Origin of the sequence: Streptomyces sp. AP-93, assembly GCF_022808175.1 — a bacterium.
In the GTDB taxonomy this organism is placed as follows: domain Bacteria; phylum Actinomycetota; class Actinomycetes; order Streptomycetales; family Streptomycetaceae; genus Streptomyces.
Window position 1 is genome coordinate 1 of sequence record NZ_JALGBX010000083.1, and the last position, 572, is coordinate 572.

A 572-nucleotide genomic window follows, 5' to 3' on the forward strand; every position below is an offset into this window, starting at 1 on the left:
TCTGTTGTGGGGGGTTGTTCGATGATGACGTGGGCGTTTGTGCCGCTGATGCCGAAGGAGGAGATGGCGGCTCGGCGGGGGCGTCCGGTGTTGGGCCAGGTCTGTTCTTGGGTGAGGAGTTGGACGGCTCCGTCTTCCCAGTCGATGAAGGGGGAGGGTTCGTTGGCGTGGAGGGTGCGGGGGAGGATGCCGTGTTCGATGGCTTTGACCATTTTGATGATGCCGCCGACGCCGGCTGCGGCCTGGGTGTGTCCGATGTTGGATTTGAGGGAGCCGAGCCACAGTGGGTGGCCGCTGTCGCGTTCCTGGCCGTAGGTGGAGATCAGTGCGGTTGCTTCGATGGGGTCGCCGAGGCGGGTTCCGGTGCCGTGGGCTTCGACGGCGTCGATGTCTGAGGCTGTCAGGTCGGCATTTGCGAGGGCTGCGCGGATGACGCGTTGTTGGGAGGGGCCGTTGGGGGCGGTGAGTCCGTTGCTGGCGCCGTCTTGGTTGATGGCGCTGCCGCGGATGACGGCGAGGATGTGGTGGCCGTTGCGTTGGGCGTCGGAGAGGCGTTCGAGTACGAGCACGCC

1 protein-coding gene is annotated in these 572 nt (G+C 65.7%); it reads right to left on the bottom strand.

Going from position 1 to position 572, the window contains the following annotated elements; genetic code table 11:
* The coding region (locus tag MTF69_RS42690; protein ID WP_243342218.1) for a polyketide synthase at positions 1-572 on the bottom strand (572 nt) is incomplete at both ends.